The following is a 24,596-nucleotide window of genomic DNA, read 5'->3' as shown; positions in this document are numbered from 1 at the left end:
CGGTGTCGTCGGACACGCGACTCCCTCCTCCTGAGCTTGACAGTCGGCACCGGCCTCGCGTACGCGCGCGCACGCCACGCGCGACACGCGTCACGCGCGGCACGCGTTGGGATCGCCGAAGGGCCGCCCCCGGGCATCGGGAGCGGCCCTTCGTGCGGGACGCGGGGAGTTAGCCGAAGTGGCGGCCGTAGACGTTGTGCAGGGCGAGCGCGGCCTCACGGATGAAGTCCGTGTTCCCGTCGCGATAGGCATGCGTGCCCCGGATATTCGTAACCCGGAGCCAGTAGTAGAAGGTGCCGAGGTCGTTGCCGTGCTGCGCAATCAAATCCTGTTTGATTTTCCGCTCGTGTTCCGCACGGTTGAATTTCTTCCGCTCTGCTTTCGTGAGCGGGCGACCTGCACTCACGCCGACTCCCTGCGGTCCAGGTTGTAAATTGACGTGGGGCCACCATAGCCCATATTTGGGCTCTGCGCACCCTGCTGCCCCGGGTTTTCCGAGGCGGCCTGGAGCGGCGGGTTGTTCTTACGCTCCTTGAGCTGCACCTTTTCCTTGCGCTGCTTCTTGACCTCCTTCACCTTTTCGTCGTGGGCGTGGCGCTTATGGGCGCTCTTTTCCAGTCCCGCGGTGGCGTTCTTGAGGTTCTTGAGAACGTCGTTCAGGGACTTTTCCACCGGGAATGAGCGCAGGAACGCCTGGCCCATCTTGTCGCCCTCCACGCGGGTTCCGCGGCAGTGCACGCGGGTCTCGCGCTGGAGGATCTCCAGCTTGGCCTGCATGTCCAGCACGACCCGGTGGAAGTCCGCGAGGTAGTGCGCGTAGGCGGCGGGGTTCTGCGCGATCTCGCGCAGCGCCGCGTTCGGGTCTTCGAAGAAGGGCTGACCGTTGTTTTCGGTGTTCACGGGGTCCTCCGTGGGGGTCGGATCTGCTGTACTCGGGGGGCTGTTGACTGCTTCCGGCAGTCGCAGCGGAGGGCCAGCCCACTTCCGATGGGCTGGCCCTCACTGGCGTGTGCCGGACGGTGGATCACTTCAGGTACTTGTCCGCGTCCTCGGGACGCAGCAGGCCGGCCTCCTTCAGCAGCCGGACCGCGCGGGTCTGGTTGACGCTGAGCTTGGTGCGGACCTGGTAGAGGGTGACGAAGCCGTCCTCGTCGCGCGGCAGGTTCTGTACGAGCGGCAGGAGTTCAGCGTCCGTCCGTACAGGCGTACCGGTACGGTCCGCACCCCCCGCACCGCTGGTTCCGGTTGCAGGAGAGGACGCGGTGCCCGTACCGGTACGGGCACCCGGTACGCCGTCGCCGCCGGACTGTGTACGGACGCTGACCGTGCCGGTGCGCCCCTGTACGGCCGCGCTGGCCGTACCGGTACGACCCGTAGCCGGTGTACCTGTACGCGCCGCCCCCTCAGGGGTGGTGTGTACGCCGTATGTACGGTCGCTGTACGGCCTGGTCAGCGCCGCTTCACACCCGCCATCGTGCGGCGGGTGGGGCGCGGCGTGTACAGGGTTCGTACCGTCCCGTCCGATGCCCGCACCGTCCGGCCGTACCGAATCGTGAGCGGCGTACAGGTCGTGACTGACGGCCTCTGTACGGCTGGACGACGCGGTGTCCGTACCGTCGGGACGCCGGTGCGTACCTGTACGAGCGGGCGTTCCGTTTCCGCTGTCCGTACCGGTACGGCTGTCCGCAGCAGCCTTGCTGCCGTGTCCGTCCGTACCGTCGTCGTGCATGAGCGTGTGGACGCGCCAGATGACGGCCACGAAGATCAGCACGACGAACGTCGTCAGCTGCCACGGGGCCGACTGGCCCTCCTTGACGATGTGGGCCTGCTCGGACAGGTGGTAGGTCACGTTCGCCGACGCCATCAGCAGCAGCGCGTAGGGGATGTCCTTTTTCGCCCGGAACGCGGTGACGCAGTAGACGTCGATGCTGACCGGCAGCAGCGGGGCGACGTACTGGTTGATGCCGACCATGCGGGCCAGCTCGTACTCGCCGGAGGCGGCGAGCCCGACACCGGCGGCGAGCGCGATCCACGGGGCCGTCTTCCACGCCTTGCGGCTGAGGTTCTGCTGCCAGCCCCGGAAGCGGGAGTTGGCCTTCTTGGCCTCCCGGGCCTCATCGAGCAGCCGGCGGGCGCGGGCCTCATCGGCCTGCGCCCGGTCGGTGATGCCCTTCGCCCTGCGCTCCGCCTCGGTGGTGATGCGGGTCGCCTCCTTCTGAGCGGCCTCGCGCAGCTGCACCGCGACGGTCTTGGCTTCCTCCCGCAGCCGCTCGCGCTGCTTGTCGCACGCCTGCTTGAGCCCGGCGAGTTCGTCGGCGAGGGCCTTGCGCTTGGCGGCGGCCTCCGTGTCGAACTGGTCGGTGAGCTCGCGCAGCTTCTCGCGCAGCTCGGTGCGGGCCTGCTCCGCCTCGGTGTGCGCGGCGGCGACGTGAGCGTCGGCCTCGCGGCGCCGGTCGTCGGCGGCCTTGACCGCGTCCGCGTACAGCGACTCCGCCTCCGTCCGGCGGCCGTCGTACTGCTCAGCCGCCGTCGCCGCGAGCTGAGCGAACCGCTCGCGGGCCTGGTCGACCTCCCGCTGCGCCGCGGCCACCAGTTCGTCGGCCTGCTCCTGGGCGCGGCCGAGGATCTGGCCGGCCTCGATGCGGCGCTGGTCGACCAGGCCGCCGATCTCGGTGAGGTCGGCCTCCGCCAGACGACGCAGCTCGGCAACCGCCTTGCCGGTCGCTTCGCGGTCGGTGGCGGCCAGTTCGGTCAGGTCGGCGACCTGCGCACGGGCCTCCGTCACCAGCCTCTCGGCATGGTCGCGGGCTTCCGCCAGGAGCCGGTCGGCCTCACCGCGCGCCGCCTCCAGGTCATTCTTCGCCGCCGCCCGCTGGGCGGTGGCCTCCTGGTCGGCGTCGGCGGTGATGTCCGCAGCGCGCTTCTGCGCCGCGGACATCAGCACGGTGACCTGATCGTGCGTTTCGGCGACGGTGCGCGCGGCCGCCGTCTCGGCTACCGCCTGGAGGACGGCGGCCTGCTCGCGCGCGGTGTCGATGACGTCGGCGGCCCGGTCCCGGGCGTCCGCGACGCGGGCCAGCGCCTCGAGGTCGACGGCCTCCGTCTCCGTGGTCCCGGCCGGGGCCGGGGAGGTGTCGGGGGTGGGAGAGGCGGTGGGCTGCGGAGCCGGACGGGTCGCCGCCGGCTTCTTGCGGGCGGGGCTCCTCTTGCGGGCGGTTCGTGTGGCGGCCACGCCGCCTCCTTCCAGTTCGGGTACCGCCCGGCGGCGGCGGTTCAGGGGTGGTTCGGTCAGTCGCGCTGGGCGGGCAGCTCCGGCCGCTGGTTGGCGGTCGCGTGCTGCTGGGTGAGCCAGGCGAGGGCGGCCGCGGTCATGTCGTCGGCCGCGCCGCCGGTGTTCAGCGGGGCGGTGTCGATGTCGCGCATCGCATCGACGGACGGCAGCAGCCGCATGTACTCCGGGTTCGCGTAGTAGATCGAGCGGCCCTTCGGCAGCTGCGTCAGGTCGTAGGTGTCGCCCAGGCAGACCCGGTCGACACGGCAGACGAAGGTGTGGCCGGCCTGCCCGGTCCAGAACATCTCCGGGTCGCGGTACAGGACGAACTGGCCCCGCTGGAACTCGATCGCGGGGGTGGTGTTCTGGGCGCCGTCGCGCACGGCAACTCCTTGGCGGCTCACGTGGTCCGGACTGTCCGGCTCCCCGTCACCGCGCGTCCGGCGAGCACCTAGTGCAGGTCTCGCCGTGCGCGCAGATCAGGCAGCCGTCAGGCCGATCGAGAGTCCGTGGAGGAACTCGCCAAAGCCGCCGCCACCTTGTGCATCGCGGCCGCGTTGGTCTTCCCGCCGCCGGGCATGCCCCCGATGAGCGTGTGGGCGTCGGTGAGCCGGAAGGACAGCACCCCGTCGACGTGGGTGTCGGTCGGCCGGTGCGGGGTGACGATCCGGCCGTCGGGGAGCAGGTCACCGGTGTCGTCGAAGACCAGGACGCCGTTGCACAGCAGGCTCCAGCCCTGCTCCGGGCGGCTCGCCACAGCGTGGGCGGCTTCCCGGTCCGAGCTGTCGGCGGCCGGGCAGGTCGGCGTGTGCCTGCACAGCGACTCCGGCAGCCGAGCGGTGCCGGTGACGGTCGTCGCGGTGTCGAGCTGGGTGCTGCGTTGCATGAGCTCTCCTGCGAGAGGAATCGGGCCCGAGACTCTCCCGGACCGAAGACGTGCGAAAGGCCGGCCACCCGTGGTGCGGGCGACCGACCTGGTGGAACAGCGTGGTGTGGGCAGGGAGTTGAGGATCCGTCCCGTCCTGCGGTCAGCCCCGCTGCTCCTTCTGCCGGGCGAGGTAGACGTCCTGGAGCCGCTCGAACGACTCGTACAGACGCTGGCCGTCGGCGCACCGCGCGTCCGGCGAGCACCTGGTGCAGGTCTCGCCGTGCGCGCGGCGGGCGGCGTCGGCCTTCATGTAGCGGGCGTGCAGGGACTCAGCCATGGGCGCGGCGGCCGAAGTCGTGGTCCGTGTTGGTCCGGCGGACCGCGTCGGACAGGCGCTTCTGGTCGGCGTCCGTCATACCGTCGACGCCTGCCGCGCCCGGCGGCGGGCGTCGCGGCGCTTCATCGCGCGCCGCTCATCCTCCGACAGCCCGCCCCAGACACCCGCGTCCTGCCCCGACTCCAGCGCCCACTGCAGGCACTGGTCCATCACGGGGCAGCGGCGGCAGACCGATTTGGCCTCCTCAATCTGCAGGAGCGCCGGTCCAGTGTTGCCGATGGGGAAGAACAGCTCGGGGTCCTCTTCGCGGCAGACCGCGTTGTGACGCCAGTCCATGCCGATCACCGACCCTGCCGGACGCGGCGCAGAGCCTCATCCATGTTCGGGTCGGAGTCGCCGTCGTTCCGTGCGATGCTGTGCTGCATCAGGCCTCCAGTCAGGTCCTGGACAGCCCCGGGGGTCTCAAGCGCCGGGGCTGTCGTGCTGTTCAGGCTGTTCGTACGAGCAGCCAAGGCCCCGGCCTCCCCTCTGGCGGGGTGGCCGGGGCCTTGGTCGTTCGTCCGGAGCGGGTCAGCTCGCGCGGCGCTCGGGGTGCAGCGTCTTGAGCGGCACCGGCGGCGCGCCCAGCGGTGCATCACCATCGGGCAGCTGCGCGCGCCGAGTGTCGGCGTCGCGAACCGCCGACTCGGTCGATGCCCACTGCTTCTTGCGCAGCAGCCACAAGGGCTGGCCGTTGCCGGGCTCGTCATCCGCCGGTGCCTGCTTCTGCGCGGCGATCTGGCTGACGGCCGGGGCGGGCGCGACCTTCGGCTTGCGCCGCACGGTGGTCCGGCGGCGGTGAACGGTCTCCGAGTGCCCGTCCACCAGTCGCTCCTCCCACTTCGTAACCCTGACGTCGACCGTGACCAGGCGGTTGCTGCCCTGGCAGCGGACGGCCGCGTCCTTGCCCGCCCGGCCGGTGTCGTGCGGCACGAGCTTGGGCTTCTTGGCCTGGAAGCCAGTGATCGGCACCCATGTCTTGCAGTCGGGGCAGATCAGCGACGCGCAGGCCGGGCGCAGGTCGTACTGGTGGGGCTTGAGGGTGGAGATGGCGAGTGCCGGGCGCCCGTTGATGTTCCGGGAGCGGGTCCGGCTCCAGCGGGGACGGGCAGTGCGCTCAAGGGTCGAAGCAGGCATCTGAACTCCTCATGGACGGAGCGGCGGGCGCGTCGCGGTGCTCTCTCCGCCCTCCAGGCCGCACGGCAAGGCCGGCGTCCCGCAGGACAGACAGCGCACAGCGCTGCGGCGTGCACACAGTCGTCGCGGCCGTCAGGCTCCGGGGGAGTTTGATGAAGCTCTCGACCCCGGCCACCCCGAAGGGCGGACGACTTCCTGCGGTCTTGCTTTGCAAGGGGACCGACGTTCCGGCTCCCTCATCCGGCGCCGCAGGGGCGGTTCCGGGTGGGGGAGCCGGGTCCGCGTGGACCCGGCGAGAGAGGAGCAATCAGGCCGCGACCAGCAGGACCGCGGCAGCGGAAGACGATGCGATACGCAGATGCATGACGTAGGGAATGAGCGCGTCGACCAGGCGCTCGCGGACCATCTCGGTGATCGAGGGATCCGCCGCGAGGATGTCCTCGGCTGCAGCCCTGCGGGCCGCGAAGTCGTGGGCGACCTTCGCCTGCGCCGCCTTCCGGCCCTTCTTGAGACTTGAGGCAGCGTTCCAGCGGGCCAGCTCGCCGGGGGTGACGAACTCGTGCATCTCCAGCGGCGTACCGAACACCGTGTCCAGGTCGGCGTCACCGAACTCCGGGAGGTCCACCGCGATCGCGTCCAGGAGGGCCAGGGTCTCGCTGTCGAACTGCTCGGGGAGACCGGCAGCAGAAGCGGGGGTCGGGCTCATCAAGTGGTCCCTTCGTTGAAGTCCGCCTTGCAGGCAGGACACGTCGATCAACTGCATTCGGCCAGGCCAAGTCGGCAATTTCCGGTGACGCGTGCCTTCAGGGGCCGCACACGTGAAACCATAAGCGCATACGCCTTAAGGCGGCAAGGCTTAAGGTCGATCCATACTGGGCGAAGTGGTACGGCACTAAGGTTGCGGCAGGTCAGGACGGACCGAGGGGATACAACATGGGCAGCAATGACGCATGGATTGGTGATGCTCAGCCGTACCTCACACCGCGTCAGGCAGGAGAGCCTGACGCGTGGAGTATGGAGGCCGCAGCACGGGGTCGACGGGGCAGCCAGCAGCTGCTCGCGGTCGAAGAGGTTGACCCTCCAAGCTTGGTGCGAGATTTCCTCGGTGTTGGCCCCCGCGAGAAGGTCGTGGTTCGTCGGCGGCTGATTCTGCTGGATGATGAGCCGGTTGAGCTGGCTGATTCCTACTATCCGGCCCGCATCGCACATGGCACCCGCCTTGCCGAGCGACGGAAGATTCCAGGGGGCGCTGTGACGCTGCTGGCCGAACTGGGCTTTACCCCTGAAGACGAGCCACTCGAAGACGTTTCCGCAGCGACTGCCAGCCCTGGTCAATGCACTGCGTTGAAGCTGCCGCCGGGCACGCCTGTGCTGGTCTTGACCCGATTCACCACATCTACCAGCGGAGAGCCGATGGAAGTCAGCGTCATGGCCATGACCCGGCATCTCCAGTACCGACAGAGGAAGCAGGCCAGCTGAATGGCTAGATCGTTCGAGGACAAGCGGTCGGCCCATCAAAGGATCGCTGCCTCTTTGCGCAGGCAGATCACTCGGGGTGACCTTGCCCCCGGAATCAAGCTGCCTTCGACTCCGGCCCTCATGGATCAGTACGGCGTCGCGGGGACCACCGTGCAAAAGGCCTTGCTGATGCTGAAGGACGAGGACCTGTTGGTTGGCCACCCGGGAAAGGGCGTGTTCGTCAAGGGCAGCACGCAGCAGGCCGTCTCCCCAGCCGTCTACATGCCACCAGCCGGAGCCGGCGAGCCGTACCGTTGGATCACTGAGGCCGCGAAGCGCTCGCAGCGCGGCTCGACGAAACTCCTTGAGGTGGGGGCCGTCTTGCCACCCCACGAGGTAGCGACGGCCCTCGGCCTTCAAGAGGGCGAGCGTGCGCTCCTCCGCAAGCAGTTGCTCCTGCTCGACGATGAACCCACTGAGCTCACCTGCTCGTACTACCCCCTCGATCTTGCCGAGGGGACGGCAATGATGGACCGCAGAAAGATCCGAGGAGGAACGCCAACTCTCTTGAGCGAGCTGGGCTATCCACCCCGAGCCTTCGTGGACGAGGTCTCTTCGGAGATCCCGACAGAGGAAGAAGTCGTAGCCCTGGAGCTCCCTAAGGACATGCCAGTGATGCTCACCTTCCGGATCGTGTACTCCGACGGCGATCGACCGATCGAGGTCTCCCTGCTGACGAAGGCGGCACACAAGTACCGCATGCGGTACCGACTCACCGTCACGTGACGCCGCGGCCTCAGCCTCGCCAAAGCGCCACGCCTTCCACTTCACCCCCTTAAGCGAATAAGCCTTAAGGGGGTACGCTGCCTCCGAGCGCTGTGGCAACGCCTCCACATCGCACCCACTGATCACACGCACCCCTTGGACTGTTCGGCTTGTGGGGCCCATCACACTCGCTGGGGAGGTTCAGCAACATCACGGATCGCTCGTCACTTCTGTGAACGAGTTCCTCAACGCGTTTTCAACGAGTAACTACACATGGCTTTTCAGGGCCCACGCTTAGGGTCCGGAGCATGAGGTTTACGGAGGATCAAGGGGTGGGACGGAAGCGCGCAGGGTGGCGTCCAGACAAGTTGCGCGAGCATCGCGAGGCGCACGGGCTGACCCTGGAGGAGGCCGGTGAGCGGCTCCGGCTCCTCGCTGAGGAGTCGGGGCTGGAAGTTCCGGCGGCGAACCCACAGACGCTGAGCATGCACGAGACGGGGGAGAGCTATCCCGGTCCTCCGTACCGAAGGGTTTACTGCCTGCTGTACCGAGCCACGGAGCCGTCGTTGGGTTTCCGGCCCGCGCTTCCAGGCGAAGAAATAGCGCAGTTTGAGGTCACGCCATTGCCGGAGCAGCGCAACGGATCCCACGTCATCGCGGTGGAGCGGGCGTTGACCCGGATCGCAGACGGAGGAGGATTCGACAGCCACGGCTGGCAACAGCGGGTGATGGAGGCCTGGAAGCGTCGCCGCACCGGTGGCGATCCGCACAAGCCGTGCGTGGTGCTGGTCGGCGGGTTCGCTGGTTCCGGGAAGACGGAGTTCGCTCGCTTCCTGACACAACTAACGGGCTGGCCGCTCGTCGACAAAGACCCCCTGACCCGGCCGCTGGTGGAGCCACTGCTGACAGCGTTGGGGGCACAGCCGCACGACCGACACACTCAAATCTATCGGGAGAAGGTGCGGCCGGCCGAGTACGCGGCGCTGATGCAGGTCGTGTACGCGAACGTGTCGTGCGGCATCAGCTCGGTCGTCACTGCCCCCTTCATCGCTGAGCTCACCGACGCGGAGTGGATGCAGCGGCTGATCAACAAGTGCGCCGCCCAGGACGTGGACGTCGCCCCGATCTGGGTGCGTTGCGATGTGGAGTCCATGCACGAGTACATCTCGGCCCGTGGTGCAGCGCGCGACACCTGGAAGCTGGAGCGCTGGGGCGAATACCTGAAGACGATTGATCTCGATTTGCGGCCGGCTGTACCACACCTGGTGGTCGATAACCGTCTGGGATCAGCGATCTCGCTCGCTGATCAAGCTCGGCAGGCAATCGGAGCAATGTCCCGTTGATCCTCTGGAGCGGAAATGACAACCTTCCTGTACGCCATCAGCTCCGCGGACCAGCCTGCGCCTGTAAAGATCGGGAAAACCGGCAACGTCGAAAAGCGACTACGGCAGTTACAAACTGCATCGCCATTTCGATTGCATGTGTGGTGGAGCAGGGAGACAACTGACCCGGAGCTCGAGGCCAAACTGCATCGCCATTTCGCCGACAAGCGCGTGTCAGGTGAGTGGTTTCAGTTCGACGAAGCCGACTGGCTTCATCAGGTCGCCGAGGCTGCCGACGGGCTTGAGGAGGCGCAGGCCATCCCTAGGCAGACCGGGCAGCCGGAGCACGGGAGAGTTCACCGCGAGGCCTCTCCGTTCCCGTTCGTGACACACGGCCACCGGCCACCTAGTGATGTTCCCGAGCACTCGCGGGATGGTGCTGCTGCAGGCGACCGGTGCAGTTGTGGCCACCCGATGGCCCTGCATGCTGGTTCTTGGCCATATGTCTGCTGTTCCGCGAACACCGGATGGGGCTGTCACGAGCACTGTGAATGCAGAGCGTTCCGAAGCGATGTCCGCTGGTCGATAGACACTTGGCTTGCTCTCGCCTCGGAATGCGACCGATGCCAGGCGGCTCTGCAGAAGGATCCGGACGCTGAGTTGTGGTCGGTTAAGGACGAGAGAAAGCTGAGCACACCATGAGCCAGGGCCTGATCCTGTACGGCCCGCCTGCCTCGGGGAAGGACACCGTCACCCAGGCTCTGACGGAACTCGACTCGCGGTACACGCAGTTCGCTCGACTCAAGGTGGGATCAGGCAAGAGTGCCGGCTACCGGATGGGCAGTGCCGAGCAGTTGCTCAGGCTGGAGGCCGCGGGCGGCGTCATCTACGCGAACCACCGGTACGGCAATACGTACGTCATCGACCGACCCGGCGTCGACGCGGCCTTCGAGGCCGGTGTGCCGGTGGTCCACCTTGGGCAGGTCGACGGCATCCGCGCTCTAGTGGACGGTTATGCGGCCGACTGGGCGGTAGTGCTGCTGTGGTGCCCGAAGGCGGTGACTGCGCAGCGGTCCGCAGGCCGGGGCGACAGTGACACCGCGGCGCGCCTGGCGGCGTGGGAGGCGACCCGCGAGGACGTGGACGGGCACCGGAACGTGGTCTGGGATCTCACGGTGGACACCAGCGTGAGGTCGGCGGAGGAGTCGGCGCGGCTCATCGACCAGCTGCTGGTGCATCGGGCGGGAGCTGCGACGGCATGACCGCGGGCTACGGCTGGGCCAGTCGGTTGAGGGCGTCGGTGAGCGTGAGTTCGCTGTCGTCTTTGGCGTCGTGCCACCGTGCCAGGGTCGATGCGGCCGCGCGCAGCATCTCCGGGGGAAGGCCGGCGGCCGCGAGCATGTCGGCGGTTTCCTCCAGTTCCGGGCCCCATCGCCAGGCGCGCTGCGCGGTCTTGGCAATGTACTCGGGCTCGGAGAGGTACGAGTCGGTGCGGCGCGAGGCGACCTCGATGAGCTCCTGGTCCACTCCGTGTTCGCGCGCCAACCCGACTGCGAGCGCCACCAGCACCCGCGAAGTCTTCTGGAAGCTGGCGTATGCCAACTTCAGCGCGGACGCCTGCCCGATGTTGCCGCCTAGCGTCTTCGTCCGGACAGTGGTGCCCGCGAAGAGTGCCTCGACTCGCTCGGTCGCGGGGGTCGGGCCGGACAGGTACAGCGTCGGTGTCTTGCCATTCACGGGGGGCGAGCCGATGACGCCGCCGTCGACCACGGTCGCGTCCGGTCCGAGCAGCTCGGCGATGTGTACGGCTCGTTCGGAGTTGATGGCGTTTGCTTCCACGTACAGGCCCATGTACCGGTGCCCGGCGACCTCGCGGGCCAGGTCCTCGGCTGCGGACGTGGGGCACAGGCTGATCAGCACGTTGCAGCGGTCCAGCAGCTCCTGCAGCGTGGGCACTGGCTCCAGTCCGAACCGCTCCGCCCGGGCTCTGCTGGCCGGACTGCGTCCGTCCCTGCACCACAGGACCGCGGCTGCGTTGGTCGCGGCGCATGCGGCGACGGCGGCACCCATGCTGCCGGGGTGGAGGATGCCGACGGTCGGCTGGTCCACGGTGCTACTCCGGGTTCTCGTTGAGCAGGAGGGCGATGGCGTCGGTGACGTCATCGACGGTGTGGTGCGCTGTGGGAAGTCCATCGGGCCAGGGGCGGCCGCGCAACCAGATGGTGTGCAGGCCGGCCTGGTGGCCACCTCCGACGTCTGCGGCCGGGTTGTCGCCGATCATCCATCCGCCGTCGGAGATGTTCAGGCCGCAGCGAGCGGCCGCGAGTTCGAAGAGCCGTCGGTCGGGTTTACGCACATTTACGTCGCCGGAGATCGCGACGCCGTTGACGAGGTCCTCGATACCGGTGGCAGCGAGCTTGGCGCGCTGGGTGTCGGCGGATCCGTTGGTGGCGATGCCGATCGTCCACGCTGCAGCTCGGAGTTTGGCGAGCCCCTCGAGGACTTCGGGACGGGGGGTGACGGCGGCCGCGATCAGGTCGACGTACTCCTGCCACAACTCCGTGGCGGGTTCGTCCAGGTTGAAGACGGCGCGCAGTTGGGCGAAGTCACTGGTGTTCGCGCGGTCCGCCAGCTGGGCGAGCAGCCATTGTTCGATCGAGGGGGCGAAGCCGTGTGCTCGGCACAGGCTGGCCACGGCTTCGCTGTAGGCCGCCTGCCGGTCGACCAGCGTGCCGTCCAAATCGAAGAGGGCCAGTCGCTGTTGCACGCCAACGAGCCTATCGGCGGTGCAGCAAGGCCTGTTTCAGCGTCCGTTCTCCGAGCGGCTGGTCCCTCGTGCCCGCCTGGCGGGTGCCGCGAGCAAGTCGCTTCCCGCCCGGTGGGATTCGCAGGCGACTACATGCAAAGCCCCTTTGATCTAGGGCTAAGTTCTGCTGGAACCAGGGGAACTTGGTCGCTCACCAGGGCGTTTCTCTGCGTGGATGCTCTTCATTTCAGGAAAGAGGTGCCGTGCTTGACTGTCCGGCAGCAAACGCTGGGCGTTGCGACACGTGAGCCCCTGAGGTCCGTATCGGGGGGCCGGAGGAGTATCGTGTCTCCGAGCTTGATCAACAGAAAAATGGCCCCCGCGACCTTCAGCAAGTCGAGGGGGCGGGCCACTGGACCTTGTAGGAGGGGTCCGCGGCCTGCCGACCACCCTTACCTTTTCAGCGAGCCAAAGGTGATCGACATGCATCAGGGTACCCGCACCCTGCCCCAGTCACACAGCACCCCGCCGTGGTGCCAGCAGCGCATGAGCGACCGCTGGTCCTTCGACGGGGCGTTCGTGTTTTCCGCGCGCACCCCGGTTCGCCCCTCGGATGAGGGGGTCGGGATGACGTAGGTCTCCGGGGGCGGCGCCTGCACTGCAGGTCTTCTGGCCGCCCCGGGCCTGGTTCCCGGTGATTGCCCGTCACCAGTACCAGCGCCCATCTGCTCTCCCTGAAGCTTGCCCGGCCTCTTGGAGGAGCTGCTCGTCCCGGTTGCCGCCGGTTGCGAGCGGTTCGATCTCGGTTCTCACCCAGAACCACAAAGCACCGCGAGGGGGCTTTGCCATGCCCTCTCCCGTAGGGAAGGAGCGGTGTCATTCTGCATGACCGCCGGGGCTTTCGCCAGCCCACATACACCCTGTTTACCCCCGTTTGGGGGCCTGTGAAGTGGCGCCTTGACCGATTTCACAGTCCGATTCGCGCTGTAAGTCCCTTCATGCAGCGGGATCGTTGTGTGTTCCGTGGGGCGGCGCGCCCACACCGTCTCGTCCGGCAGACCGTTGTCCGCAGGGGCGCCGCGGTTCATCGGAATCTGTCCACAGGCCATCCGCCCCACGATCGCCGGATGATCGCTTCTGTTGGGTCGTTCGGGGTGGGCCGATGAGCGTGGGCGCGGCGTCGGCCGCTGCCCTGATCGACCGCGCTTGTGGTGGTGTGCCGCGACGTCGTCTGCGGTCGGTGCCCGTGCAGGCCGGCCCGGTGCCGGTGCGCGGTCCGGCGCACCCGCTCGCGCTGGGTCGGGATGCCCGGGCCCGGGTGGGTGGTGCGGTGCGCGCGCTGCTGGACGTTCCCGGCCTTGACGGTGTGTCGGATGCAGTCCGTCTCGCGGTGATCGTGCTGGTGTCGCGTACGCCGTCGGAGTCGGGTGTGGTGGAGATCCGTACGCCGGAGCTGGGGCGGTGGCTGGGGTTGTCGGCGTCGTATGTCGCCTCGGACGTGGTGCCGGCGTTGCGCCGGTCGGGCGTCGTCGACGTCGAGACGGCGGAGGGGGAGTTCGGCCAGGACATCGGTCTGAAGTGCAAGGTGCTGCCGATGTGGGCCGCGCATGGCGTGGTCGGGCACCCGCTGGCGCTGGCGAAGAAGGAGCTCGCGACGCTGCTGCGGCTGCTGGAGGCCGTGATGGCCCCGGGCTGGGTGCACCGGGACGGGCGGGTGACTCCGGCCGGGCTGCTCGGCTCGCGTACGGGCCGGGCGGCGGCGACGGACCGTCTGGCGCTGCTGTTGCTGGTGCTGGAGGCCCGGGAGAACGGTCGGGTGCGGCAGTGCGGTGGCACGGTGAACACCCGGCGCGGCCGCGCGGCGGCGACGGTGGCCCGACTGTTGGGCTGCAAGGCCTCGCGCGGTGAGCGGGTTCTGGAGCGGCTGGAGGACCGGGGCCTGGTGCAGCGGGTGCGAGTGGCGACGGCGTCGGGGCTCGCGCACCGTACGCGGCTGGTGGTGCCGGCCGTCGCTGCCGCGCACGGCCGGGACGGGATCGCCGATGCCCGGGAGGACCGTCTGGAGGCTGCCGAGCCCGAGTTTTCAGACCCCGCGGTCGCAGCAAGGGGAAGTGGCGCCTCCGACTCAGAGACAGATCCGCAGGCCAGCAACGTGCCGGTGGCTGGTGAGGCTGGTGTGACAGACCCCGCGCTTGCGGCAGCCCTTCACACTGATCACCCTCCTGTGGCTACTCCCGTCGTGTCGCTTGCTCTGTGTGGTGGGTGTTCCGGCGAAGGCCGTGGCGGGGAAGGTCGTCGGCCGGAGTACGCGTGCGTACGCGAGGACGGGTCCATGGGCGCTTCTGCCGCTGACCAGCCGCCGCAAGTCGACGGCCCGCGAGGCCCGCTTCGCGGGGAACAGCCGGAAGAGTTCCCGGTTGTTGAGGTGCGAGGTTCGGCCAACCCCACTGCCCGCCGTGTTCGGCTGACGGTCGTGGACGGCGAGTCTGGGCCGCAGCGACAGCGATGGTCGGCTCGCCTGGATGATCTTCGTCTGCCGGCCTCTCTGGCCCCGGTAGCCGCTCTGTGGGACAGGCTCAGCAGCGGTCAGCGTGCCGTCGTACGGCGGGCGGCCGAACAGGCAGTTGGCGTGTTGTCCGGGCTCGTGGACCCCGAGTCCGCGCCGCAGCTGCTCTCCGACCGTCTGGCCGACCGCCTGGCCGAGACCGGCGGCGAGGCTTTGGTGCGCGAGCCGGTGGGCTGGCTGCTCGGGCGTGGCCTGGTCCAGCGCCAGCTGTGCGGGGACCGGCGGTGCGACGACGGGATCCGGCTGGATACCCGTGGCGACTGCCCTGGATGCACCGCGGTGACGGCGGAGCGGCGTGCGGTGCGGGCGCGGGTGCGAGATGAGGTCGACGCGGAGCTCGCCGGTGCCGGCGCCGCTGCCCGGCATACCGCGATCGAGGAGCGACTGCGGGAGTGGACGGTGCTCGAGGCTGGCCGCATCCGTGCCCGGCACACTCGTGTCGCCGACGAGGTGGAGGCACGGCGGGCTGCTGCGGCACGGCGCCGGCAGGCGGAGGAGGCCGCCGAGGCGGAGCGGCGGTCGGCGGCGTGCGCGGAGTGCGGGCTGCCCGGCGCGGCGGGCCTGTGCCCCGAGTGCACCTACCGGCGGCGTGCCGATGCACTGGTTCATGAAGCAGTCGACCTGGCGGTCGCAGTGCGGGCGGACCTCGACGACCCGGCGCAGGTTGCCGCGCTGACGGCGCGCTGCGAGACCGACACCCGGGTCCTGCTTGCCGAGACGTGCCGCCGCAGCGGCAGCGGCGATGAGGCACTGGCGGCGTTCTCGGCTCCGCAGATCGCGGAGCGGATCCGGGGCGAGCGCCGAGCGAGCGCGGTGCGGCGGCTGCTCGTGAGCGAGGAGGCGGAGGCGGAGGCTCAGGCGGTGTACGACTCCGTCCTGCGTCAGCGGCCGCGCGGTCACCATGCCGCTGAGGCGGCAGCCGAGGAGGCCCGGCATCGCACCGCCGTCTACCTGCTGCATCGCAAACTGGGGCAGTTGCAGGTTCTACGAGCTCGTGTCGCGGCAGGACGAGAGCCTCGTCGGGCTAGCTGACGGCCGCAAGCAGGGCAATCTCTGCCGGTAGCCTGGGAGTTACTCCCGGTGGCGTGGTACCGCCCGCGCTCCGGCCGGTTGGTGGCCCTCACACATCGGAGGCTGAGCGGACGTGAGTGTTCCTTCCCAGCACGGGCCGGGAGAGGACCAGATCCCGGGGTGGGGGCGCAAGCTGACGGTCCCGTGTCCGCAGTGCGGTCTGGCCACGCACCGCCACCGCACGCTCGACTTCGACGGGGTGAACGTCTACCGGCCGCAGGCAGGCCCGGACCCTGCCCGTGTCATCGGTGACGGGGAACCAGAAGCGGAACAGGCCTGGATCGCGCTGGTGCCGGGGGACTACCCGACCCGGTTCTTCGCCGACACCGAGCTCTACCATCTGGTCGGCGGGATCGCGTGGCCCGGTCCTCATCATCGCGACTACGGCAGTGCCAAGATCGCTCACGATGCGTGCTGTCCCCGGCTGCACCGCAGCCAGCCGGTCAGCAGCCAAGGCGCGCGCGAGTTGTGGCGGGCCATGCGGCTGAGGCTGGCCCGCACCCCACGATCCAGCACCTGACCAGCCGGCCAGAGCCCTCGGGCACCTGACACCTGCCGGTGCCGATGAAGGAGAGACACGTGAACCACGCTCAGCTCATCGCCCTGGGCCGTTCCCTTCGCGTCGCCGGTGAACACGGGCAACAGCTAGAGGACAGAACGACCGCCCCCAACACGGAGGAGATCCGTCAGGACCTCGAGCGAGCCCTGGCCCTGCTCGACGACGCGGTCAGCACCCCCAAACCGACCACCCGCTGTCCTGAACACCCAAGCGGCCCCGTCGACCCCGACGCCGCCGATCTCTGCCTGCTGTGCGAAACCCGCCGCCGGTCAGGACAGCGGACATCGCGCCCTCACGCGGCTGAAGGGGAGGACGACGCGCCACCGGCGCGTGTGCAGTCCCGGCACCGGGTCCGCGCCGACCAGCCGCAGCCGAGGAAGCGCTGGATCCCCGAAATGTGGAACGGGCAGGCCTGGCAGATGTGCGGCACGCCCCGACAGAGCGAGCCGGAAGCCGAGCAGTATGTGACGCAGCTGCTCCGCGGCCCGGACGCGGCCTCCGCCTACCGGCTGGTGTACGCGTTCACCGACCACGAAGTCCTGCGCGTCTGGGGGACACCGTCCCTCACTCCGCGCCAGCCATCCGACTTGTGACGGCCGTGGAATCGCCGCGTCCCGGCAGCGGTCTTGACCTCGCCCGGGTGGCGCTGAGGCGCGCCAAGGAGGACGCACGAAGTGGGCGTTTCACCGACACCTCCACCTCTGCGCGTCGGAAGGTGCGCCGCGGTCGCACGCCGCCGGCCTCGATCGCCGAGGTCGTGCTGGGGTTGTTCGCCGAACACGGCCTGGGCCACCTGGCCAACCCGACCTCAGCGTCCGTGATCACCCAATGGGATGCCATGGTCGGACCGGCAGCCCGGCACGTGATCCCGGTCGGATTCGATGAGGACACGGCAACCCTCACGCTGCGCTGCGCATCAGCCGCGTGGGCCACTCAGATGCGGCTCATCGGGGATGCGCTGCTGAAACGCCTAGGCGACGAGCTCGGTCCCGGCAAGGTGCAAAAGCTCCGTCTGGTCAAAGGCGTGGTCCTTGACGTGCCGCGGCACGTGGATGCGCCCGCAGTGGCGCATGCTCTCGTACGAAAGCCGCCCTCACCGCTGCCCGACCCCGACATCGAGGAGGCCCAGCAGCGTCAGGCTCGTTGCATGCCTCGTGAGCCGGCTCGCCGATCTGACACATTCTGATTGATTCCCGCGCGTTCATGGAGAAGACGTCCGGCAGGCGGCGCGCCCATCGGTTGTGCGCGTGGCCGGTACCTGCGGCGAATGCGCCCCTGGTCAGGCGGGGTCGTGGATACGCTGGCCTGATGTCCGCGGGGAGCCCGCAGCAGCTCAACACAACAACACGGGGGAGGGCCTGGTGACCGTCGAGGACACCGACGCCGCACTGCACCATCCGCACGACCTGCACGCCGAGAAGGCCGTGCTGAAGGCGATGCTGCAGTCCAAAGACGCCATCGCCGACATCGTCGAAGTCCTCGGCAGCCACGACTTCTACCGGCCGGACCACGGCCTCATCTACACCACGATCCTCGACCTGTACGGCAGCGGTCAGGGCACCGACCCGATCAACGTGGCCGCTCACCTCACGAAACACGACCGATTCGAGGAGATCGGAGGCGCCGGCTACCTCACCGCGCTCATGACCGGCCCTTCTCCATCCAGGAGCTGGACAGTCGAGGCCGAGCGGGTCCAGAGCGCCGCCATGCTCCGCCGCACCAAGAACGCAGCGATCCACATCGAGTACCTGGCCTCCGACGCGGAACCCGACGCCGCCGACCGCATCGCCGACCAGGCCCAGGCCGAGATCTACGCCGCGACCACGCGACGCCAGCTACTGCCACCGGCCAGTCCGCTCGGCGACGTCATGGAAGACACCCTCGACTGGATCGAGGCGACCGGCGGCCGCGAGGCCACCCTGCCCGGCGTACCGACTGGCTTCACCGACCTGGACGCCCTCACCGGCGGACTTCATCCCGGCCAGTTCATCGTCATCGCTGCCCGCCCCGCTATGGGCAAGTCCACCCTCGCCTACGACTTCGTACGCTCAGCCAGCATCAAACACAACCTGCCCAGCGCCATCTTCACCCTCGAAGCCGGCCGCAACGAGGTCGGCATGCGACTGCTGTCGGCAGAAGCCCGTGTCGCCCTGCACCACATGCGCTCCGGCACGATGACCGACGAGGACTGGACCCGGTTGGCCCGGCGCATGCCAGAAGTCAGCGCCGCACCGATCTACATCCAGGACGGCGCCTACTCCAACATCCACGACCTGCGCGCCCACTGCCGATACCTGCACAGCCGCAAGGGCGTCCACCTCATCGTCGTCGACGCCGTGCACCTGCTCACCTACGGCACCAGACCCCTGGGCTCCCGCTACGAGGAAATCTCCGAGATCGCCCGCTGCCTGAAACTGCTCGCCAAGGAACTGCAGATTCCCATCGTCGCCATCTCCACCCTCAACCGCGGCCCCGAACAGCGCACCGACAAAAAGCCGATGCTCAACGACCTGCGCGACTCCGGAGCCCTCGAGGACAACGCCGACCTCGTCATCCTCCTCCACCGCGAAGACGCCTACGAGAAGGACTCGCCCCGCGCAGGCGAGGCCGACCTGATCGTCGCCAAGCACCGCCACGGTCCCACCGCGACTATCACCGTCGCCTTCCAGGGCCACTACTCCCGTTTCGTCGACATGGCACAAACCTGACGCGTCTTCTTCCATGAGCCAGCTCGCTGTGAGAAAGGATCACCGTGCAGTACGACTGCGCCGTATGCCTGAAGCCCCTAGACCCCGATGACGCGGGGACGATTGCTGCCGTGGGGGCGACCAAGGACGCACCCGAGAACTGGGTCTGGGGCCCGTACCCAGTGCATGACAGTCCCTGCAAAGACCGGCTCGCGCACCCCGACCTGCAGCAGTTACTGGACACGGACGGCTACGCAAGGACGAGCATCCGGCTTGACCTGAACGACCCGCACACCGAGGCCGTCCTGGAGCATTGGCAGAAGCTGATGGCTTCCCCCTGGATGGACCGTTTCGCGGTCCGACATTGGAGCGACCATCTCTCGGGGCCTGAAGGTCTCGAAGCGCAGACACCTTGGCCAGACATGGACGAGGTGGCACATCTTGCCGCCGGCCGGCTCACCTGCCTCGGCACCCGCTCACGCAGCCGTGAGGCGCAGGCCGGCTACGACATCGCGGTACACAACGCCGCCCGCGGGATGCGAGTGACCATGTTTGCCCCCGACCTCACCCCCCGCAACACGCTGCCCAACCTGACCATCTACCGCGACGCGAAACTCACCCCTGAGCTCATCCGGGACCGGCTAGAAACCGCCGCCCACCGCGGCAAGTACACCGACCTGGTCGTCATCGACCGCCTGCAGGTGATGACCGCCAGAGACGAGGACCCCCGACCGCTGTCACACCCCGAGCAGGTGGAGGAGGTGTCGATTGCGCTGAAACACACCGCCATGGACGAACGTCTGAAACAGCCACCCATCCTGCTCATGGCCCGCCTTGAACGCCCCCGCCGCGACGGACACCCCCTCGACATCGAGGACCTCGGCATCGCCGCAGAACTGGAATACCACGCGGACACCCTCGCCCTCCTTGACCGCACCCATCCCTCCAAAGTCGACGTCTTCATCTCCAAAGACCGCTCCGGGCCCGCCCCTCGGCACCTCACGGTCGCCTGGTAGAGGCACGGGGCGAGCATGCTCAACCGGTGATCCTCTGACACCACACTCGGCCAGATCACGTCGTGTCGGGCTCGTCGCGGTCGGGTACGGCTTCGGTAACTGGCTGTCGGGTGGGGGAGTTTGTGGGTGGGGAAGGCGAGCCGGGGCAAGAGGGAGCGCAGCAGAGACAGGGCCGGGCAGTGGACGGCGACCGGCGCGGCACGGGCGGCGCACCGCCTGCGGGAGCAGACTCAGCGGTGTCTGACCGGTAACCCGTGGGTGCAGATGATGCTCGCCTCCAACATGAACAACGTCGTCGCCGAACTGCACACCGTGCTGCTCCACAGCGATCTCGCGGACGTGGCCGAACGGCCCGAGGGCCTGGAGCGGGACGCGGCGTTGTCGATGACGCTGGGCAAGCAGGGATACCGGCCGCCCTGGCCGCAGGAACCCCGGGAGGCTGCCGCGTGGCAGATATAGCAGATCAGGAAACTGCTGCGGCAGGCGGAGATCCTCGTGATCTCCCCGGCCGCAGCCACGGCCCCGGCCGGCCCGAGGTGATCGGGTCGGCCGGGGCCGTGGTCGTTCGCGGGCGGCGACGAACACCTCGTTGATCGAGCGGGGCGAGACCCGTCCGACCCGCTCTGTCACCCACAGGGCAGGGTGTCGGCCCGGGGTAAAGCGGGGGCGGATCTCGGTAATCCACTCGTCGAGAACGTCGACGATCCAGTCCATCTCCGGGACGGTCAGCACCGTCCGGCGCTTCGGCGGGGATCCCTTCGAGGACTTCCCGTATCGGACCATCACGCTGCCGTAGGCGCCGAACTGCGGCGCCTTGGGGTTGCGGCGCAGATCGACCAGGTCCAACCGGGAGAACTCGGAGCGGCGGGTGCCGAAGGCGTAGACCGTCTTCAGGGTGGCGGCGTCCCGCAAGGCTGTCAGCGCACCCTTGCGGCCCTGGCCCTTGATCTTGGCAGGCCGGGAATCGGCGGCGTCGAAGAGGGCCTGGACCTCGTCGTAGGTGAGCGGCCGGCGGCGAGGATCACCCTCGTACTCGACCGTGTGCAGAACCGAGTGGCCCTCGTGGAAGACTTCCTGGGGCGCCTCGCCGAACTGCTCGGTGCAGACCTCGATCCAGCCGTAGCGCGCGTCGAGCAGGTACTCCAGGAACAGCCCGATCGTCACCTCGTACGAGCGGACCGTCGACATCTGGATCGGCTTACTCCCGCTGTGCAGGTGGGCGATGAACGCCTCCCCGTCCGCAGGCGTCCACTGCCAGGGGTACAGGCCAGTGAACTCCTCCAGCCGTTCGATCAGCCGTAGCCGTGGGGCGATTGTCTTCGTCCTCAGGAACCGGGCCGACTGCTGCCGGGCCCAGCCCTCCTTCATCGCCTCGAACACCGCCTTGGACGGTACGGCGAGGGCCGCGTACGTGCGGTGCCAGTCCGCCTGGAGCTCGATCAGGTCGCGGGGAAAGTCGGCGTGCTCCATAGGCATAATTGACCGACGCCCTCGAGCGAGACGCCCGCGCGCTCCTGGAGGAGTACGACAGCGGGGCATGGACTCCAAACGCGGAGGACGTACGGCTCGCCGAAGGGCTGGCCCGGGCTCACTGGGACGGGTCGGCCTTCAGGGCGGCACTGCGCGATATCCCCGAGGCCGCACTGGCCGGGCGCCTGGTCGACGTCCTCGATCCGGCGACAGCGGCCCTGGAGTCCACAGACCCCTCCGATGCGCGGCCGGCACTGCTCGCGCTGCGTCAGCTGATGGACGCGCTCGCCGCCGGAGAAGACTCCCTGCTGGACCAGGACGGGTGAGCCGGGTAAACGAGCGTCTAGCAGCCCAGGTTGTAGACCGGGGCGCGATTTCCCGTACGATCGATCTGCGCGGATGACGCTTATAACTTGACGCAGAGGGCCCCTTCTCTGGGCTCCACCCCAGGTCCAGGGCCCTCCGTCCGCGACACAGCCAGCGAGCCCGGTCGTGTGAGATGCGGCCGGGCTTGCTGCTGCCGCGGCGCTACGACCAACGCTCACCGCTCCTTGATCAGGAGAAGTGCTGTACCACGAGGTTGGCGACTCCCGCGATCACCGGTGACCAGTCGATCAGGAGTTGCGCGATGGGCCTGCGCCGTTCCCGACGCCGCTTCGCTGCCTCCTGCTCGCCCTGCTCATCTCCGCTGTCGACGGGTGTCTTGCCTTCCACATGTACCTCCGTGGCGCCGAAGTAGCGCCCGGCCGGGCTGCCGGGCCTTCACCGGGTTGGTGAAGTACGTGGCAGACGCCCCGGAGGAACGTCACCAGCATAGAGGCGGGGGCAAACAGCTCTGACCCGCGTGAGCCCAACTTCCCTCAGCCTCAGGGTCTTTGATCGACCATCGAACCGCGCATCTACCTGCGAGGACGCCGGATTCAAGCCATTCCGAAATTAGAGCGACCAGGTCGTCTTACACCTCCCACGGTTGGCCTCCCGGACCGGCGAACAGGTCCACTACCTCGGCATGGACCACCGCCGCCGAGCCGGTTCGTCGAAGTCGGCGTGCGCGTGGAACTTGCCGCCGATCGTGAGGATCTGCGCCTTCTACGCCCTGCTGGTCGCAACCCGATCGGCCTGGGCGCCAGTTCGTTGAGTCGGTCGTTCACGCAGAAGGTGCACGGCTCGGGGCCCAGGGCTGTCATGGCGACGACCGGGATCACGGCCTGTCCCGTCGGGTGTCTCTCCTCTGGACTTGGCGTTGCGCTACGGTGCCCTCGGCTGGACGCGCACCGCCGCCCGCCGCAGGTCGATGCCCACGCCATCGTCCCGCGATCGGCCAAGGTCCTACGGGGCCCGCGACGCCCTGACGTTGCATCTCTTCGTCGACGGGCGGCGTGGGCGTGCCCGTCGAGTCGGAGAAGACCGATGCCACGTAACCAGAGCACTGCTGCTCAGCGCGCCCGTGCGGCGCAGCGCCAGACCGGTGCCAAGTACACCGCCGCCCTCCGCCAGGCCACTACGGCCGGCGTATCGCGGACGGTGTTCTCCCTGCGGGAACTGCTCGCCGAGTGCGCCACCTCCCCCGAGTGGACCGGAGACCACCCCGAGGTCGACGCCGAGTGGGCGCCGCGCATGTTCGACTCGACGCTCCTGGGCGGCCCCGTGCCACACAAGTCGGTCCTGCTGCTGACCGGTGACCTCGCAGCAATGGGCCTGTCCGCCGAGATGACGATGGAGTCACGCGACGGCTTTCGGACCGTGGTGGTGGCGTGCGGCGGCCGCCGCTTCGAGCTCCTGTTGTCCCAGGACGACTGGGTCGCCGAGCTGTGCCTCATCCCGGGGTGCAAGAGTCTCCCGGTCGCCGCAGCCGTGATCCCGTACTGCGAGCGCCAGCACCTCGCCGAACGCTCCGGGACGGAGCTCGCCACGATGGCCTGGGCGTGGGGCAACGACCGGCGACAGGAGTTCGAAAGCACTCCGGCCGTCGCACACTCGGGAGACCAGGGCAACGCACTGATCGCGGCCGCCGTCGCCCAAGGAGCGTTCGCCAAGGTCGCCGCCGAGTTGGTCGAGGGCTGCTTCGGAGACCCTGATCTGATCGACGAGATCTACCTCAACGACGCGGAAGCCACGGCAGTCCGGCACGCGATCGACCACGAACACCTTCGTCTGAAAGAGAGGGCCAGGTCCGCCGCCGCCCGCATCCGCAAGCTGGCAGGCGGCCTCTGCATCTGCGGGGCCGCCCCGTATCTCGCCCCTGAGGCGGATGTTCCCGCCCGGTATTGCTCCACCCAGTGCGCCTCGTCAGCGGCGAACTCGCCGGGGCTCCGATAAACACACGTCAGCCCCGGTCGGACCCGTTGGATCTAACAGGTCCGACCGGGGCTGATCTGCGGTCAGGCGAGTCCGGCGGAGGCGTTGTCGTCCCATCCGTCGTCGCGCTGCATGTAGCCGAGCATTGAGCGGGAGTGGCGGGCCCAGCCGCCCTGGTCGGCGATGGCGATGCCGTCGCGGCCGTTGCGGCGGGCGACGGAGGCCAGGCCGATGCGCAGCGAGTGCCCGGTCCAGGCGATCGGCACCCCGGCCCGGTTGGAGATCCGCTTGATGGCGCGGGTGACGGAGTCGGGGCCCATGCCGCCGGTGACGTGGCCCCACCGGTCGATGCCGACGAACGCTGGCGTCGACGGATCGGCCCACTGCTGGCCGTGCTCGGCGACCAGCCGGGTGCGGTAGGCGGTCCAGGCCCGCACCGGGCAGATCTCGGGATCATCGGCGTAGCGGATCTTGGCGTTGCGCACCGAGTGCTTGGTCTTGCCGGTGAGCACGGCGACGACCAGGCCGCGGGGTGCAGGGTGACGTCGCCGGTCAGCAGTCCGGCCGGGTCCTGGGAGCGGCTGGCGTAGTGGAAGCCGGTCAGCGTGAGTGCCTTGTCCCGGTCGCCGGTGAGGGTGTCGGGGCAGGCCCGGGCGATGGCCCGCAGTCCGTCGATGTCGGCCCCGGCCGCCTGTCCACGGCCGCGCCGTTCTCCCGCCTGTAGGAGCTTGACCGCCAGCCCCTCCAGCGCGGCGCGGGCCTCGGCTTGGACGTCGCGGGAAACCTCCACGCCACGCTCGCGCAGCCCGACGACGGCGGCGGCCAGGTGGGTGGAGGCTGAACTGGGGGCGTAGCCCTTGCCGTTCTGCTGGCCCTCGCGCAGCATCCACGTCACGAACATCACCAGGGCGCTCCGGGAGCCCTCCAGCTCCGGCAGGCCGGTGGCCGCGCAATACCGCTGCCACACCCGCCAGCTCTTGTCGTAG

The 24,596-nt window shown here is 68.7% G+C and carries 26 protein-coding genes and 2 pseudogenes; 14 read left to right on the top strand and 14 right to left on the bottom strand.

Features of this window, described 5'->3' with window-relative positions; all coding sequences use genetic code 11:
- Positions 1–169: 169 nt before the first annotated feature.
- From KUM44_RS17730 to KUM44_RS17690, 9 genes and pseudogenes are all read right to left on the bottom strand, one after another.
- Positions 170–406, bottom strand: a complete 237-nt coding sequence (locus tag KUM44_RS17730) for a hypothetical protein (protein ID WP_217208889.1) — start codon at positions 404–406, stop codon at positions 170–172.
- Complete coding sequence (locus KUM44_RS17725; protein WP_217208887.1) at positions 403–900, bottom strand: hypothetical protein; 498 nt, start codon at positions 898–900, stop codon at positions 403–405. Before KUM44_RS17725 ends, KUM44_RS17730 begins: the two co-directional genes overlap by 4 nt.
- A 124-nt stretch (positions 901–1,024) precedes the next feature.
- Positions 1,025–3,232, bottom strand: a complete 2,208-nt coding sequence (locus KUM44_RS17720) for a hypothetical protein (RefSeq protein ID WP_217208886.1) — start codon at positions 3,230–3,232, stop codon at positions 1,025–1,027.
- Positions 3,233–3,288: 56 nt separating this feature from the next.
- Entirely contained in the window at positions 3,289–3,654 is a 366-nt protein-coding gene (locus KUM44_RS17715) for a hypothetical protein (RefSeq protein ID WP_308402642.1), read from the bottom strand.
- A 263-nt stretch (positions 3,655–3,917) separates the two neighbouring features.
- Positions 3,918–4,091 (bottom strand): annotated as a pseudogene (locus tag KUM44_RS47200) (DUF5999 family protein); the annotation flags it as partial.
- Between the two features lie 208 nt (positions 4,092–4,299).
- Positions 4,300–4,476: a hypothetical protein gene (locus tag KUM44_RS17705; RefSeq protein ID WP_217208883.1), complete on the bottom strand. Its 177-nt coding sequence runs from the start codon at positions 4,474–4,476 to the stop codon at positions 4,300–4,302.
- Positions 4,477–4,551: 75 nt separating this feature from the next.
- Positions 4,552–4,812, bottom strand: coding sequence for a WhiB family transcriptional regulator (locus KUM44_RS17700; protein ID WP_217208933.1), 261 nt, complete (start codon positions 4,810–4,812; stop codon positions 4,552–4,554).
- A gap of 234 nt (positions 4,813–5,046) precedes the next feature.
- Entirely contained in the window at positions 5,047–5,652 is a 606-nt protein-coding gene (locus tag KUM44_RS17695) for a hypothetical protein (RefSeq protein WP_217208882.1), read from the bottom strand.
- 307 nt (positions 5,653–5,959) lie between these two features.
- Positions 5,960–6,358, bottom strand: a complete 399-nt coding sequence (locus KUM44_RS17690; protein WP_217208881.1) for a hypothetical protein — start codon at positions 6,356–6,358, stop codon at positions 5,960–5,962.
- A 227-nt stretch (positions 6,359–6,585) separates the two neighbouring features.
- Between KUM44_RS17690 and KUM44_RS17685 the strand changes: the two genes are divergently transcribed.
- The 4 genes and pseudogenes from KUM44_RS17685 to KUM44_RS47575 form a co-directional block, all read left to right on the top strand.
- Entirely contained in the window at positions 6,586–7,131 is a 546-nt protein-coding gene (locus KUM44_RS17685; RefSeq protein ID WP_217208880.1) for a GntR family transcriptional regulator, read from the top strand.
- Complete coding sequence (locus KUM44_RS17680) at positions 7,132–7,896, top strand: GntR family transcriptional regulator (protein ID WP_217208879.1); 765 nt, start codon at positions 7,132–7,134, stop codon at positions 7,894–7,896. It abuts the gene before it with no gap.
- A 311-nt stretch (positions 7,897–8,207) separates the two neighbouring features.
- Positions 8,208–9,218 carry an AAA family ATPase gene (locus tag KUM44_RS17675; protein ID WP_308402641.1) on the top strand — a complete coding sequence of 337 codons (1,011 nt, stop codon included), beginning with the start codon at positions 8,208–8,210 and terminating at the stop codon, positions 9,216–9,218.
- A 15-nt stretch (positions 9,219–9,233) separates the two neighbouring features.
- A pseudogene (locus KUM44_RS47575) lies at positions 9,234–9,413 on the top strand (GIY-YIG nuclease family protein); the annotation flags it as partial.
- An 18-nt stretch (positions 9,414–9,431) separates the two neighbouring features.
- Here the strand turns inward: KUM44_RS47575 and KUM44_RS45480 are convergent.
- Complete coding sequence (locus KUM44_RS45480) at positions 9,432–9,623, bottom strand: hypothetical protein (RefSeq protein ID WP_254389662.1); 192 nt, start codon at positions 9,621–9,623, stop codon at positions 9,432–9,434.
- Positions 9,624–9,895: 272 nt separating this feature from the next.
- Here KUM44_RS45480 and KUM44_RS17665 point away from each other — a divergent pair, with 272 nt between their 5' ends.
- The gene (locus tag KUM44_RS17665; protein ID WP_217208874.1) at positions 9,896–10,459 is read left to right on the top strand and encodes a chloramphenicol phosphotransferase CPT family protein; all 564 of its coding nucleotides are present in this window, start codon (positions 9,896–9,898) and stop codon (positions 10,457–10,459) included.
- Between the two features lie 7 nt (positions 10,460–10,466).
- On the opposite strand, the gene KUM44_RS17660 is transcribed toward KUM44_RS17665, so the two are convergent.
- Both KUM44_RS17660 and KUM44_RS17655 read right to left on the bottom strand, forming a co-directional pair.
- The gene (locus tag KUM44_RS17660) at positions 10,467–11,306 is read right to left on the bottom strand and encodes an NAD(P)-dependent oxidoreductase (RefSeq protein WP_217208873.1); all 840 of its coding nucleotides are present in this window, start codon (positions 11,304–11,306) and stop codon (positions 10,467–10,469) included.
- A 4-nt stretch (positions 11,307–11,310) separates the two neighbouring features.
- Positions 11,311–11,964, bottom strand: coding sequence for an HAD family hydrolase (locus KUM44_RS17655; protein ID WP_217208871.1), 654 nt, complete (start codon positions 11,962–11,964; stop codon positions 11,311–11,313).
- Between the two features lie 1,141 nt (positions 11,965–13,105).
- Between KUM44_RS17655 and KUM44_RS45475 the strand changes: the two genes are divergently transcribed.
- The 8 genes from KUM44_RS45475 to KUM44_RS17615 all read left to right on the top strand — a co-directional run bounded on the left by KUM44_RS45475 (position 13,106) and on the right by KUM44_RS17615 (position 21,638).
- Positions 13,106–15,541 (top strand): hypothetical protein, encoded by a 2,436-nt coding sequence (locus tag KUM44_RS45475; RefSeq protein WP_254389661.1) that lies wholly within the window; start codon positions 13,106–13,108, stop codon positions 15,539–15,541.
- 112 nt (positions 15,542–15,653) lie between these two features.
- Positions 15,654–16,100, top strand: a complete 447-nt coding sequence (locus KUM44_RS17645; RefSeq protein ID WP_217208869.1) for a DUF6083 domain-containing protein — start codon at positions 15,654–15,656, stop codon at positions 16,098–16,100.
- A gap of 59 nt (positions 16,101–16,159) precedes the next feature.
- Entirely contained in the window at positions 16,160–16,732 is a 573-nt protein-coding gene (locus KUM44_RS17640; protein ID WP_217208867.1) for a hypothetical protein, read from the top strand.
- Positions 16,729–17,325, top strand: a complete 597-nt coding sequence (locus KUM44_RS45470) for a DciA family protein (protein WP_217208865.1) — start codon at positions 16,729–16,731, stop codon at positions 17,323–17,325. Before KUM44_RS17640 ends, KUM44_RS45470 begins: the two co-directional genes overlap by 4 nt.
- 250 nt (positions 17,326–17,575) lie before the next feature.
- On the top strand, positions 17,576–18,847 hold the full coding sequence (dnaB, locus tag KUM44_RS17630) for a replicative DNA helicase (protein ID WP_217208932.1): 1,272 nt from the start codon (positions 17,576–17,578) through the stop codon (positions 18,845–18,847).
- A 110-nt stretch (positions 18,848–18,957) separates the two neighbouring features.
- Positions 18,958–19,842 (top strand): DnaB-like helicase C-terminal domain-containing protein, encoded by an 885-nt coding sequence (locus tag KUM44_RS47195; protein WP_217208863.1) that lies wholly within the window; start codon positions 18,958–18,960, stop codon positions 19,840–19,842.
- Between the two features lie 126 nt (positions 19,843–19,968).
- Positions 19,969–20,301 (top strand): hypothetical protein, encoded by a 333-nt coding sequence (locus KUM44_RS17620; protein WP_217208861.1) that lies wholly within the window; start codon positions 19,969–19,971, stop codon positions 20,299–20,301.
- Between the two features lie 1,019 nt (positions 20,302–21,320).
- Positions 21,321–21,638, top strand: coding sequence for a hypothetical protein (locus KUM44_RS17615; protein ID WP_217208859.1), 318 nt, complete (start codon positions 21,321–21,323; stop codon positions 21,636–21,638).
- 229 nt (positions 21,639–21,867) lie between these two features.
- On the opposite strand, the gene KUM44_RS17610 is transcribed toward KUM44_RS17615, so the two are convergent.
- Positions 21,868–22,026: a hypothetical protein gene (locus KUM44_RS17610; RefSeq protein WP_217208858.1), complete on the bottom strand. Its 159-nt coding sequence runs from the start codon at positions 22,024–22,026 to the stop codon at positions 21,868–21,870.
- A 696-nt stretch (positions 22,027–22,722) separates the two neighbouring features.
- Between KUM44_RS17610 and KUM44_RS17605 the strand changes: the two genes are divergently transcribed.
- Entirely contained in the window at positions 22,723–23,631 is a 909-nt protein-coding gene (locus tag KUM44_RS17605; protein WP_217208857.1) for a hypothetical protein, read from the top strand.
- A gap of 62 nt (positions 23,632–23,693) precedes the next feature.
- Here KUM44_RS17605 and KUM44_RS45460 read toward each other — a convergent pair whose 3' ends face one another.
- On the bottom strand, positions 23,694–24,122 hold the full coding sequence (locus KUM44_RS45460) for a hypothetical protein (RefSeq protein ID WP_254389660.1): 429 nt from the start codon (positions 24,120–24,122) through the stop codon (positions 23,694–23,696).
- Between the last annotated feature and the right edge of the window lie 474 nt (positions 24,123–24,596).

This window comes from Streptomyces sp. AC550_RSS872, from assembly GCF_019049285.1.
Lineage (GTDB): Bacteria > Actinomycetota > Actinomycetes > Streptomycetales > Streptomycetaceae > Streptomyces.
The sequence above is the reverse complement of the archived record's forward strand: the minus strand, read 5'-3'. Positions and strand labels throughout refer to the sequence as shown.

Coding starts and splice junctions, on each gene's coding strand:
- KUM44_RS17705 (WP_217208883.1), bottom strand. CDS start 4,476: ATGGCTGAGTCCCTGCACGCCCGCTACATGAAGGCCGACGCCGCCCGC.
- KUM44_RS17700 (WP_217208933.1), bottom strand. CDS start 4,812: ATGGACTGGCGTCACAACGCGGTCTGCCGCGAAGAGGACCCCGAGCTG.
- KUM44_RS17695 (WP_217208882.1), bottom strand. CDS start 5,652: ATGCCTGCTTCGACCCTTGAGCGCACTGCCCGTCCCCGCTGGAGCCGG.
- KUM44_RS17690 (WP_217208881.1), bottom strand. CDS start 6,358: ATGAGCCCGACCCCCGCTTCTGCTGCCGGTCTCCCCGAGCAGTTCGAC.
- KUM44_RS17685 (WP_217208880.1), top strand. CDS start 6,586: ATGGGCAGCAATGACGCATGGATTGGTGATGCTCAGCCGTACCTCACA.
- KUM44_RS17680 (WP_217208879.1), top strand. CDS start 7,132: ATGGCTAGATCGTTCGAGGACAAGCGGTCGGCCCATCAAAGGATCGCT.
- KUM44_RS17665 (WP_217208874.1), top strand. CDS start 9,896: ATGAGCCAGGGCCTGATCCTGTACGGCCCGCCTGCCTCGGGGAAGGAC.
- KUM44_RS45475 (WP_254389661.1), top strand. CDS start 13,106: ATGAGCGTGGGCGCGGCGTCGGCCGCTGCCCTGATCGACCGCGCTTGT.
- dnaB (WP_217208932.1), top strand. CDS start 17,576: ATGCTGCAGTCCAAAGACGCCATCGCCGACATCGTCGAAGTCCTCGGC.
- KUM44_RS17605 (WP_217208857.1), top strand. CDS start 22,723: ATGCCACGTAACCAGAGCACTGCTGCTCAGCGCGCCCGTGCGGCGCAG.